General features: G+C 73.4%; 9 protein-coding genes. 4 read left to right on the top strand and 5 right to left on the bottom strand.

The window, feature by feature from the left end; genetic code table 11:
• Positions 1-16: 16 nt before the first annotated feature.
• The 4 genes from AQJ27_RS30490 to AQJ27_RS30475 all read right to left on the bottom strand — a co-directional run bounded on the left by AQJ27_RS30490 (position 17) and on the right by AQJ27_RS30475 (position 6,763).
• A complete protein-coding gene (locus AQJ27_RS30490) occupies positions 17-952 on the bottom strand; it encodes a helix-turn-helix domain-containing protein (RefSeq protein ID WP_067375588.1) in 936 nt (311 codons plus the stop codon).
• Positions 953-1,049: 97 nt separating this feature from the next.
• Positions 1,050-2,963: an AfsR/SARP family transcriptional regulator gene (locus AQJ27_RS30485; protein ID WP_235613773.1), complete on the bottom strand. Its 1,914-nt coding sequence runs from the start codon at positions 2,961-2,963 to the stop codon at positions 1,050-1,052.
• Entirely contained in the window at positions 2,942-3,739 is a 798-nt protein-coding gene (locus AQJ27_RS30480) for a helix-turn-helix domain-containing protein (protein ID WP_067375586.1), read from the bottom strand. The genes AQJ27_RS30485 and AQJ27_RS30480 overlap by 22 nt, the downstream gene beginning before the upstream one ends.
• A 114-nt stretch (positions 3,740-3,853) precedes the next feature.
• Entirely contained in the window at positions 3,854-6,763 is a 2,910-nt protein-coding gene (locus AQJ27_RS30475; RefSeq protein WP_067375584.1) for an AfsR/SARP family transcriptional regulator, read from the bottom strand.
• A 903-nt stretch (positions 6,764-7,666) separates the two neighbouring features.
• On the opposite strand from AQJ27_RS30475, the gene AQJ27_RS30470 reads away from it, so the two are divergent.
• Positions 7,667-8,410 carry a YcnI family copper-binding membrane protein gene (locus AQJ27_RS30470; RefSeq protein WP_067375957.1) on the top strand — a complete coding sequence of 248 codons (744 nt, stop codon included), beginning with the start codon at positions 7,667-7,669 and terminating at the stop codon, positions 8,408-8,410.
• 98 nt (positions 8,411-8,508) lie between these two features.
• Here AQJ27_RS30470 and AQJ27_RS30465 read toward each other — a convergent pair whose 3' ends face one another.
• A complete protein-coding gene (locus tag AQJ27_RS30465; RefSeq protein ID WP_067375583.1) occupies positions 8,509-9,486 on the bottom strand; it encodes a helix-turn-helix domain-containing protein in 978 nt (325 codons plus the stop codon).
• 102 nt (positions 9,487-9,588) lie between these two features.
• On the opposite strand from AQJ27_RS30465, the gene AQJ27_RS30460 reads away from it, so the two are divergent.
• The 3 genes from AQJ27_RS30460 to AQJ27_RS30450 all read left to right on the top strand — a co-directional run bounded on the left by AQJ27_RS30460 (position 9,589) and on the right by AQJ27_RS30450 (position 12,300).
• Complete coding sequence (locus AQJ27_RS30460; protein WP_067375581.1) at positions 9,589-10,620, top strand: saccharopine dehydrogenase family protein; 1,032 nt, start codon at positions 9,589-9,591, stop codon at positions 10,618-10,620.
• Positions 10,621-10,727: 107 nt separating this feature from the next.
• A complete protein-coding gene (locus tag AQJ27_RS30455) occupies positions 10,728-10,937 on the top strand; it encodes a ferredoxin (RefSeq protein WP_054237112.1) in 210 nt (69 codons plus the stop codon).
• Positions 10,927-12,300, top strand: coding sequence for an NAD(P)/FAD-dependent oxidoreductase (locus tag AQJ27_RS30450; protein ID WP_067375579.1), 1,374 nt, complete (start codon positions 10,927-10,929; stop codon positions 12,298-12,300). Before AQJ27_RS30455 ends, AQJ27_RS30450 begins: the two co-directional genes overlap by 11 nt.
• The last annotated feature ends 6 nt before the right edge of the window (positions 12,301-12,306 follow it).

The raw sequence follows: 12,306 nt of genomic DNA, 5'->3' as shown, positions 1-12,306 counted from the left end.
CAACGCGTCGACCGTCTCAGCGGTGGCCGGTGGGCGTGGCGCGGCCGACGGTGTCCCGCCATTCGCTGGGCGACATGCCGTACGCGGCCCGGAAGACCCGGCTGAAGTGGGTGGCGCTCATGAACCCCCAGCGGTTGGCCACCGCCGCGATGGTCCGACCGCCCCGGGCCCGGATCATCAGGTCCCGGCGGCACTCCTCGAGCCGGCGCCGCTGGATCCACCGGCCGACCGTGGTGCCCTCGTCCTGGAAGAGCCGGTGCAGATAGCGCGCGGAGATGTGATGGGCCCCGGCGATCGTCTCGGGGGAGAGGTCCTCGTCGGTCAGGTGCAGGTCGATGAACTCCAGGATCCGGGTCCTCAGCGGTGTCCGGGCGTCGGGCGTCGCGATGGCGTCCCGGCCCAGCCGCTCGGTGGCGAGGGTGGCCAGCACGTTCACGGCGTTCCAGGCGAGCAGCTCGCCGACCGGCGGCAGGGACGAGGAGGCCGTGTCGGCGAGTTCGGACAGGAACGGTGACAACAGGCTGCCCAGCCGGGACACACGGGGTACCGGTGTCCCCGCGAGCCGGGCCACATCGGCCGCGTCGAGGCCGAGCGACTCGTACGGCACGAGGAACACCTTCATGCGGAAACGCTCGGGGAAGTCGAGCGTCGCCGGACCGTGCGCGTCGTAGAAGCAGATGTCTCCCGGCCCGAGGAAGACGTCCTCGGGCTGCCGCGGACCGAGCGCGCCGCTCCCGCCCCGTATGCCTACGAAGAGGTACTCGCCGCTGTCCCGGGCGACCAACCGGTGTGCCCGCCGGGCCGGGTAGGGCCGGCCCGCCCCGGGCAGCTCCGCGGGCGCCTCGCCCGAGACGACGATGTCGAGGCCCATGGGCATGCGGCACCTACCGGTCTCACCCGTCTCGTCCGTCTCACCGAGGTCGATCCGAATGGTGCTGAAACTGGACGTCATCCGCCGTTGCCTCCGAGCCCTGCCGAACTGTCGAGAGGAGCGACGACGCCTCGTGGGACGGTCGTCCACTCCGCTCGGAGCGTAGGTCGGGGCGAGTTCAAAAAGAGTGACGCGGGAGTGACAGGGACTCCGTCGCGGCGGCCTCGGCGGCCTCCGCGAGCTCGGCGGCGAACGCGCGCAGCAGGGTGTGCACGGTGTAGCGGCCCGGCGCGTCCTCGCACACGAGATGGGCGTCGGCGAGACGGCCGAGGATCGGCCGGGCCTCGTCGGGCGACAGACCGGCGAGGCCCGCGGCGGTGTCCGCCGCGATGCCGGGGCCGGGGTGCAGCGCCACGAGGCGGAAGAGCCGGGCGTCGGCGGGCGGCAGCGACCGGTGGGACGCGGCGAACGCGGCACGGGCGTCGGCCGTCCCGCCGACGCCCGCGAAGGCGTCGAGGCTCCCGTGCGCGGCGCGGAGTTCGGCGGCGAGGGCGGCCAGCGGGAAGCCGGGGCGGCTGACGGCGCGCGCGGCCACGATGGCCAGGGCCAGCGGCAGGCGGCCGCAGCGGTCGATGATCTCCTCGGTCGCCTCGGGTTCGGCGGCCGCCCGCCGGTGGCCGACGCGCAGGGCCAGTGCGGCGCGGGCGTCGGCGGCGGACGGTGGTTCCAGACGCAGCGGCCGGGCCCCGGAGGCGATCAGACCGGGCAGCCGGTCACGGCTGGTGACCACGGCCAGACAGCCCGGGGCGGTGGGCAGCAGCGGACGTACGTGCTCGGTGTCGGCAGCGTCGTCGAGCACGACGAGGACCCGGCGGTCCGTGAGCAGCTCGCGGTAGAGGTCCGTGAGCGCGGCCAGGTCGTCCGGGAGGTGCCGGGGCGGTGCTCCGAGTGCCCCCACCAACCCACGCAGCGCCTCCACGGGTTCCGGCGCGGGCCTGGCGGCCGCGTCGTGGCCGCGCAGCTCGACGTAGAGCTGACCGTCCGGGAACCGGTGTGCGACCTCATGGGCCCAGTGCACGACCGACGCGGTCTTCCCGACGCCCGCCATTCCGCTGACCAGGATCGTCCCGGGCGCCCCGGAGGACGCCGCCGCCCCGGCGAGGGCGGTCAGCTCCCCGAGTTCCTCGCTCCGACCGGCGAAGACCGTCAGGCCGGGCGGCAACTGGGCGGGCCGGGCGAGGAGTTTCACCGGTGCGGACAGCGCTGTCCTGACCGGTCGGTGCGCCGGGGGCGCGGACGCGCGCACCTCCTGACGCAGGACCCGGGTGTGGGCCTCGCTCAGCTCGGCGCCCGGGGCGACCCGCAACTCCGCGGCCAGCCGGCGCCGTACCTCCTCGTACGCCGTCAGCGCCTCGGCCTGAAGTCCGCAGGCCGCCAGCGCCATCACGAGCCGGGCGTGCAGGGACTCGTCCAGGGGCTCCAGTTCGATGGCCCGGCGCAGGCTCGGCAGCACGAGGCCCGCCGCGCCGCACAGCAGGGCCGCGTCGGCCGCCATCCGTGTGGTGAGCACGAGTTCGTGTTCCACGGCGCGGAACAGGGCGTGCTCGCGCGCCGATGCGGGGAGCCCCATCGCCACCGGCCCGCGCCACTCGCCGAGGGCCCCGACGAACTGCCGTACCGCCACCTCGGGCCGACCGGTGGCGACCGCCCGCCTGCCCCGCAGGGTGAGCTCGCGGAACCTCAGCAGATCGATCTCGTCCGGCTCCGCGTCCAGGAGGTAGGCACCGGTGCGGCGTGACAGACGACGGCCTGGCGCCCGGGGCGGCAGCCCCGGTTCGAGCAGCCGCCGCAGCGCACCGACGTACCGGCGCACCACGTTCGGGGCGCTGGCCGGTGGACGGCTCGCCCACAGCACATCCACGATCTCGCTCACCTGCACCGGCCGCCCGGCCCGCACCATGAGCAGCCCCAGGAGGGCGCGTTGCTGCGGGAACCCCAGATCGAGTTCCCGCTCGGCCCGCCGGACCCGCAACGGGCCCAGCACCTCGAACCGCATCACCTCGAACCGCATCACCTCGTCGAACTCTGCCATGCGCTGGGAGACATGCCGTAGGCGTCCCGGAAGGTGCGGCTGAAGTGCGAGGGGCTGCTGAACCCCCAGCGCTGCGCCACGGCGGCCACGCTCGGCCCGCGGTTCGCGCTCCGGCCCAGCTCGCGCCGGCACGCGTCCAGCCTGCGCCGCCGTATCCACTGGCCCACCGTGGTGCCCTCCTGCTGGAAGAGCTTGTGCAGGTAGCGGACGGAGATGTGGTGGGCGAGCGCGATCGACTCCGGTGACAGATCCGGATCCGTCAGATGCGCTTCGATGAAGGCCTGGATCCTGGACACCGTCTCGGATCCGACGTCCGACGCGTCGGGGGTTTCCTCGCCGAGGAGCTGCGTGACGAGCACGGCGACGAGGTCGACGGCGGAGCGGGCGAGCCGGTGGCCCGTCCTCGACCTGCGGAAGTCCGTCTCGGCGGCGAGCGCCGAGAGGAAGTGGGACACCAGCGCGCCGACGCCCTCGTCGCCCCGCACGCGCCGGCCCATGACCCGGTGCAGGTCCGAGGGCGACACCCCCAGGTGGCCGCGGGGCACCCGGAAGACCGTCAGCCGGCAAGGGCCGCTGAACCGCAGGTGGTCACGCCGGGCCGGATCGTGGAACACCAGGTCGCCGGGGGCCAGGAACACCTGGGTGCCGCCCCTGGTCACCGAGACCGAGCCCTGGACGTGCAGGCCCAGGTGCAGGAACGCGTCGTCGGTCGTGTCCGGCAGCCGGAAGAGACGACGGACCGGTGCGGTGTCGCGCGGCATCACCGAATCGATCATGAGGACTCCCGAGGTGAGATGTCGGGCCCAGGGCCCTGACTGAGGAAATTCTCGACGTCCATGCTCGCCCTTGTGGATCGCGGGCGTCCGCGCGGTCCGGGCGTTCGCGCGCGTTCAGGCGGAGCCACGTCGCTCGGCGCGTTCACGCAGTCGGGCGCGGACCTGTTCGGCGTCGGGGTGACCGAGTTCGGTGAGCAGGACGAGCGCCGCTCGCCAGGAGTCGCGGGCGCTCCCGTGGTTGCCCATCGCGAGGTGGGTGTCGCCGAGGCGGGTGAGGGTCTCGGCCTCCGGATACGGCACCCCCAGCTGCCGGTAGAGGGAGAGCGCGTTGCGGTAGCCGAGCAGGGCGTGCGGATGGCGGCCCAGGTGCTGGTAGGCGTAGGCGATGCTGTCCCAGGTGCCCGCCTGGCCGTAGCGGTCCCCCAGGTCCTGAAGCATGGTCAGGGCCTCGAAGCAGTGGCTCAGCGCCTGCCGGTGCTCGCCGAGCAGGGCGTGGTACCAGCCCACGGAGTTGAGGACGCTGGCCTGTGCGGCTCGCAGGCCGGCGCTCCGGAACAGCTCCAGGGCCAGCTGGTTGTGGCGCAGGGCACCGGGCAGGTCGCCCCGCTGCTCGCTCTCCCAGCCCAGACTTCGGTGGGTGTCGGCCCGTCCGACCGCGTCTCCCAGCCCGGTGAAGAGCTCCAGAGCGCGTTCGAGTCGCGGGCGCGAGCGGTCGTGCAGGCCCAGCCTGCCCTCCGCGCGGGCCAGCGCCCGCAGTCCGCGGGCCTTCATCGCCGGGTCCCCGAGCCGCTCCGCGGCATCGAGCGCGGTCTGCTCGACGACCACCCAGTCGTGCCAGGCTCCGCGCCGGTCGAAGAAGGGCTCGAGGGACCAGGCGAGCAGACAGGCGAGCCGGTCGTGACCGGAGCCGACGGCCGCGTCGACGACGGCGAGCAGCCCCGCGTATGCGGCCGTGAGCCAGGCCAGCGCGGCGGTGTCGTCGGCGAGCGGCTCGGGGACGCTCTGGAGAGCGGGCGGCTCCAGCGGCATCGGGTCGTCGTGCGGGGCGAGCAGCAGACCGGCCGCGCGGGCGGTGTGCAGACAGTGTTCGAACAGCCGCCGGACGGCCGCGCCGCGGTCCTCCTCGGAGTCCTGGGTGTGGACGAGTTCGGTGGCGTGGGCGCGCAGCAGGTCGTGGAAGGCGTACCGGCCGGGAGCGTGTTCGTCGAGGAGGTGGACGCCGGTCAGTTCGCTCAGCAGCCGCCGGGTTGCGCGCACCGGACGTCCGGCGAGGGCGGCCGCGGCCGGTACGGAGAGGTCGGGGCCGGGATGCAGGGCGAGCAGCCGGAAGAGCCGGGCGGCCGCGGCGGAGACGGCGGCCAGGGACCAGGAGAAGACCGCGCCGACGTCCGCCGAGGTGTCGGGGCGGGCGAAGGCCTCCAGGCTGCCGTGCGCCTCGCGCAGTTCGGCGGCGATCGCCGACAGCGTGAAGTCGGGGTGGGTGGCGGCGCGGGCGGCGACGCAGGCCAGGGCGAGCGGCAGCCCGGCGCACAGAGCGGTGATCTCGGCCACGGCGCGGGGCTCGGCGTCGATGCGCGCGGCGCCCAGCCGCCGGGCGAGGAAGGCGCGGGTCTGGTCGGCGTCGAAGGGGCGCAGGGTCAGTGAGCGGGCTCCGTGCGCGGCCACCAGTCCGGACAGCTGGTCGCGGCTGGTGACGACGGTGAGACACCCGGGGGTGCCGGGGAGCAGCGGTCTCACCTGGTCGGTGTCGCGGGCGTTGTCCAGCAGGACGAGGAAGCGACGCCCGGCCAACAGGCTGCGGTAGAGCGCGGCTTGGGCGTCCACACCGTGCGGGACGCGCTCGGGCGGCACGCCCAGCGTGTCCAGGAACCCGCGCACCGCCTCGCCCGGGTTCATGACGGCGCCCGACGGGTCGAACCCCCGCAGATTGACGTAGAGCTGCCCGTCGGGGAATTGGTCGGCGACCTGATGGGCCCAGTGCACGGCGAGCGTGGTCTTCCCGATTCCGGCCATGCCGCCGATGGCGCTGATCACCACCGTCTCCGCGGGCGCCCTCCCACCGGTGAGCGGCCCGAGTGCCTCCTCCAGTTCGGATTCCCGTCCGGTGAACGTCGGCAGGTCGTGGGGGAGTTGGGCGGGGGCCGGCACCGGAGGTGTCCGCGGGCCGGCGGAACCCGGGCCCGTTCCATCGGCCTCGGAGGCGACCGCGCCCGTCTCGGCCGCGTCCGTCCGGGATACGTCCGCAGCCGCCGTGGCGGGGTCGTTCAGCAGCACCGTCCGGTGGGCTTCACGCAGCTCCGCACCCGGGTCGATGCCCAGCTCACCGGCGAGCCGGGCACCGGCCTCCCGGTAGGTGCTCAGCGCCTCGGCGCGACGAGCGTCGGCGGCCAGCGCGAGCACCAGCCGTGACAGCAGTGGTTCGTCCAACGGATGCTCGGCGGCGGCCCTTTGCAATGCGGGCAGGACCGTGCCGGGGAGACCGGCGAGCAGCGCCGCGTCGGCCGCCTCCTGTACGGCGGTGACGTACTCGCGGCTGAGCAGGCCGAACGCCGCGTGCGCCCGTACCTCTGGGCCGATCCCGGCGGCGACCGGCCCCTGCCACAGGGACAGCGCCTCGGCGAACAGCTCCGCGCTACGGGCGGGCACCCCCTCCGCGGCGGCCTGCCGGGCCTGGTCCCGCAGTTCACGGAAGCGCAGGAGGTCCAGGGAGCCGCTGTCGGTGAGCAGCCGGTAGCCGCCCGCGTCCCGTACCAGCCAGTGGCCCGTGGCCCGTGCGGGCAGTCCGGGCTCCAGCAGCCGGCGCAGCGCACCGACGAGACGGTGCACCACGTTGACGGCGCTGTGCGGCGGGCGGTGCCCCCACAGCGCGCCCACGATCTCGGCCATGCCGACCGGTTGATCGGCCCGCACCAGCAGCAGCGCCAGCAGCGCCCTCTCCTGAGGACGCCCCAGGTCCAGCTCCGTTCCCGCCCGCCAGGCACGGACGGGCCCCAGAACCGAGAACCGCACCGGCTCCAGCCCCAATTCGCCCCCTCCTCAAAGAATCCCCCAGGGATTCCCCCCAGGGGACTCCACCCCAGGGATTGACCCTACGTCACAGAGTGTGTTACCGCGCGTCACAGGCCGCCTGGACCTCACGGACGGCTCCAGGACGCGATCTGATCGCCCGGGAACTGAACGGTGTCCGCGTCCGACCCGTAAAGGGGAGCAGGTCTGACCAGGTAGGACGTGGCGGTGGTGCGGATGCGCGGTGAAGGGGAGAGATCCTCCCGCTGCATGGCGGCACCGGGTGACGTGAACGTGTCCCCGGCGGTGCGGAGTCTGCGCGCGGCCGTGTTCGCCGTGCTGTGTGTGCTGCTCGCCGCCGGGGGCCATGTGCTGGCCATGGGCACGGCCCCACCCGTGTGGGTGCAGGTCGTCGGCGCTCTGCCGGTCTTCGTCGTCGGCTGTCTGCTGGGCGGGCGGGAGCGCTCGCTGGTCGGTATCGGCGGTGGGACGCTTGCGGCCCAGGGAGCGCTGCACCTGGCGTTCGACGCCGGTCGGCCACACGCCGTGATGGTCATGCACGGGATGCGCATGTCCCCTACGCATCCCCACTCCCACGCGCTGACGCCGCACGCCACCGCCGTCCATGTCATGGCGGCCCTTGTGCTGACCTGGTGGCTGCGGCGCGGCGAGGCCGCGCTGTGGTCGCTGCTGCGGCGGGCGGTCGTGTTCGTACCGGGGCTGGCGGCCTGGTGGCAGGTGGCAGCAGGCTTCCGGGGCGTATCGAGTACGCCGGAACAGGCGCGCCGGGCTGTCCACGGGGCGTGGTCACCGCGGCGGTTGAGGCTGCGCTACGCCGTACACCGGCGCGGGCCGCCGCCAGGGATGTCGTACGCCGTCCGACCCTCGACATCCCTCCCCAGTACGGAGATCCACTCGCTCATGTCCACGACACGCACCACCCTGCGCCGCGCCGGCCTCGTCACCGCTCTCGCCGCCACCGGGGTCCTGACCGCCGCGGGCGTCGCCTCCGCGCACGTCACCGTCCATCCCGAGAGCTACGCCAAGGGCGCCACCGACGGTGTCCTCACCTTCCGCGTCCCCAACGAGGAGAACACGGCCGGTACCACCAAGGTCCAGGTCTTCCTGCCCACCGACCACCCCGTACTCGGCGTGCTCGTCACCCCGCAGGACGGCTGGACCGCCAAGGTGACGGACACGAAGCTCAAGACGCCCGTCAAGACCGACGACGGCACCATCACCGACGCCGTCTCCGAGATCACCTGGACCGGCGGCAGGATCGGGGCCGGGCAGTACCAGGACTTCGACGTCGCCTTCGGCCAGCTGCCCGACGACACCGACCAGTTGACCTTCAAGACACTGCAGACGTACTCCGACGGCAAGACCGTTCGCTGGATCGAGGAGGCGTCCGCCGGCCAGGAGCCGGAGAACCCGGCGCCGGTCCTCAAGCTCACGGCCAAGAGCGCGCAGGACGGGGACAGCGGCGCCCCGACCGCCTCGGCGGCGCCCTCGAAAACCTCCGGCAGCGCCAAGCCGACCGCGTCGAGCAGCGACGCGACGGCTCGCGGGCTCGGCATCGGCGGGTTGGTCGTGGGTGTACTGGGTCTGGCCGCGGCCGTGTTCGCGGTCCTGCGCAACCGCTCCGCGGGATCCCGGGCCGAGTAGGCCGGCCGTGCCCTGCCGACGTGCACCCGTCGGCGGGGCAGGCCGTCCGTCCGCCGACAGGGACCGCCCCTTGGCGGCCGTGTCCGGCCGGCACACCGTCAGTGTGGGGTTTCCCGCCCGTCGTTCGCGTCGGTGCGGGGCCGTGAGCGGAAAGTCCGGCGGTAGGTGTCCGGAGGCACGCCGACCGTCCGGTTGAAGTGTCGCCGCAGCGTCGTGGCGGTGCCCATACCGGTGGCTGTCGCGATGGCGTCGACGACGTCGTCGGTCGTCTCCAGCAACTCCTGGGCGCGGCGGATCCGTTGTGTCAGCAGCCATTGCAGCGGAGTGGTGCCGGTCACCGCCCTGAAGTGGCGGCCCAGATGGCGCGAACTCATCCGGGCCTGACGCGCCAGGTCCTCCACGGTGAGTGGACGGTCGAGGCGTTCGATCACCCAGGGGAGCAGCGCGGCGAGCGGGTGGTCGTCCCGGGTGGGCACCGGCGCGGCGACGAACTGGGCCTGGCCGCCGGCTCGGTGCGGCGGCACGACCAGGCGGCGGGCGACGGCGTTGGCGACGGACGAGCCGTGGTCGAGACGGACGAGGTGCAGGCACAGGTCCATCGCGGCGGCCTTGCCCGCGGAGGTGAGCACGCTGCCGTTGTCCACGTAGAGCACGTCCGGATCGACCTCCACCCGCGGATAGCGGGCGGCCAGGGCCCCGGTGTGCGCCCAATGGGTGGTCGCGCGCCTCCCGTCCAGCAGTCCGGCGGCGGCCAGCACGAACGCGCCCGTGCACAGAGAGGCCACGCGCGCCCCCGCCTCGTGGGCCGCACGTACCGCGCCGACGAGATCGGCCGGCGGGTCCTCGTCGGCGTCCGCCCAGCCGGGGACGATCACGGTGTCGGCACGCCGGAGCCGGTCGAGCCCGTGGTCGGGCTCCAGCCGGAACCGGCCGAGCAGTACGGCCCGCGACCCGCAGACCTCGACGTCGTACCAGGGGACGGCCACGTCGACCGGAGCGGCGCCGAACACCTCGTACGCCATGGACAGTTCGAAGTGCAGCATCCCCTCGGTGACAGCCAGCGCGACGGTAACCATGTCCGGAATTGTACGGGCCACGTCGTTCCGGACACTCACGGTGGGGCGCCCGTCCTCGCCAGGATGTTCTCAGCGGATCATTTCGAGCACGGGGGAGAACCCATGGGATCGGGACAGACGGTGACGGTGTTCGGCGCGTACGGACACACCGGACGCTTTGTGGTGGCACATCTGCGGGAGCGCGGATTCGTGCCGGTGCTCTCCGGCCGCGACACCGGCAAGCTGCGGGCGATGGCGGCATCCGCCCCCGGACTCGAGGTCCGGCCGGCGTCGGTCGACGACCCTGCCTCGCTCGACCGCGCCCTTCACGGCGCGGACGCCGTGATCAACTGCGCCGGGCCCTTCGCCGTGACCGCGGCTCCCGTGATCGAGGCGGCACTGCGCGCCGGGATCCCGTACGTCGATGTGGCGGCGGAGATCGAGGCCAACCTCGACACGTTCACGGACTTCGCGGACCGCGCCCGCGCGGCGGGAGCGGTGATCGTCCCCGCGATGGCCTTCTACGGCGGTCTCGGCGACCTGCTGGCCACCGCCGCGATGGGGGACTGGGCGGCGGCCGACGAGGCGAACATCGCGTACGGGCTGAGCAGTTGGCACCCCACTCCCGGGACACGCGCTGCGGGCACGGTCTCCCAGGAGCGGCGAGGCGGGCGGCGTGTCCGCCACACGGACGGGCGGTTGGAGTACCACGACGACAGGCTGACACTCCTGAAGTGGCCCTTCCCCCATCCGATGGGCACCAGGGAGGTCATCGCGGAGTTCACGATGGCCGACGTGGTCACCATCCCCAGCCACCTCTCCATCCCCGAGGTGCGCACCCACATGACGACCGAGGCGGCCGGAGACCTCTTTGCCGCGGACACACCGGCACCGATCGCGGCCGACGAGGACGGGCGGTCCGACCAGACCTTCGTCGTCGACGCCGTCGTACGCTCCGGTGCCACCGAACGCCGCGCCGTGGCGCGCGGCCGGGACATCTACGCCGTCAGCGCGCCGCTCGCGGTGGAGGCGGTCCACCGCATCCTCACCGGCCGGACCCGCACGGTCGGTGTCGCCTCCGCCGGTGAGATCTTCGACGCGCCCGACTTCCTGCGCGCCCTGTCCCCGCACCTCTCGCTCGAACTGCTCGGGTAGGGCGCGAGCCGCGGCGGCGCGCGACGACGGCGAGCGGTGGCCATGCGGGCTTCCGGATCTCCCCCCATGCTGGATGAGGGGGTGAGGCCACGGAGGAGGTGGTGAGGATGCAGACCGTTGTGGATCTCACGCGCTGCCAGGGCTATGCGCAGTGCGTGTTCCTCGCGCCGGAGGTGTTCGAGCTGCACGGCGAGGAGGGGTTGCTGTACGCCACGGCCGTCCCGGAAGACCAGGTCGAGCGCGTGCGCCAGGCCGCGGCGGCGTGCCCGGTCCAGGCCATCCTCCTCGGCGAAGGGGTGAGCGCCGGTGCCCGGTGATCTGAGCGACGGCCGCATCGTGATCGTCGGCGCGTCACTGGCCGGGTTGAGGGCCGCGGAGACGCTGCGCGAGCAGGGCTTCACCGGCTCACTGACCATGGTGGGGGACGAGCCCCGTGCGCCGTACGACCGGCCACCGCTGTCCAAGCAGGTGCTGCTCGGCAAGGCGCCGGCGGACACCACGGCGCTGCCGATGCGCCGGGACCCGGACGCCGACTGGCGACTGGGAGTGGCCGCCACCGGCGTGGACCCCTTGGAGAAGCGGGTGATGCTGGCCGACGGCGAGTCGCTGCCGTACGACCGGCTGCTGATCGCCACCGGGACCCGGGCGCGCCCCTGGCCCAACCGGGACGAGGGATCCCTGGACGGCGTGTTCACCCTGCGCACCAGTGACGAGGCCGGGAGGCTGGCCGAGCGACTGGACGCCGGGCCGGAGCGGGTGCTGGTGATCGGTGCCGGTTTCACCGGCTCGGAGATCGCCTCCGCCTGCCGGGAGCGGGGTATCGAGGTCACGGTCGCGGAACGCGGCCCCGCACCCCTGGTGGGCGCGCTCGGCGGCACACTGGCGAAACTCGCGGCGGCCATGCAGCGCAACCACGGCGTGGACCTGCGCACCGGGGTGACGGTCACCGCTCTGCGCGGGGACGGGAACGGCCGGTTCACCGGCGCGGACCTGTCCGACGGCAGTCGCGTCGACGCGGATGTGTGCGTGGTGGCGTTGGGCGCGGTCCGCAACGTCGAGTGGCTGGCGGAGTCCGGGCTGGCGGCGGGTCCGCGCGGGATCGCCTGCGACGCCGGGTGCCGGGCCTTCAACATGTACGGGATAGTCACCGACGACGTCTTCGTGGCCGGTGACGTCTCCCGGTTCCCGCACCCGCTGTTCGGGTACCAGATGCTCTCCCTGGAGCACTGGGGCAACGCGGTCGAACAGGCCGAGGTGGCGGCCCACAACATGGTCAGTCCGGGGCCTCTGCGGCGTCCGCACCTCGCCGTCCCGACGTTCTGGTCGACCCAGTTCGGGCTCAACATCAAGTCGGTGGGCGTGCCCACCTACTCCGACCACGTGGTCATCGCCCAGGGCTCTCTGGAGGCGCGCCGCCTTGCGGTGGTCTACGGCTACCAGGGACGGGTCACCGCCGCGGTCACCGTCGACATGGCCAAGTCGCTCGACTACTACAAGCACCTGATCGAGACGGCCGCTCCGTTCCCGCCCCCGCCCGGCGCGGCCGACCGTGCGATCGCGGCCGACGTCACGATTCCGTCCGACGTGCCCGACCCGAGCGGGCTGTCGCACGGCCCCACCGTGGCGCTCACCGGTTACCTGCCCGATCGACGACTGACGGTGGTGCAGCCGACGCGCTGACCCACG

Origin of the sequence: Streptomyces olivochromogenes (assembly GCF_001514115.1) — a bacterium.
Taxonomy (GTDB): Bacteria; Actinomycetota; Actinomycetes; order Streptomycetales; family Streptomycetaceae; genus Streptomyces; species Streptomyces olivochromogenes.
The sequence above is the reverse complement of the archived record's forward strand: the minus strand, read 5'-3'. Positions and strand labels throughout refer to the sequence as shown.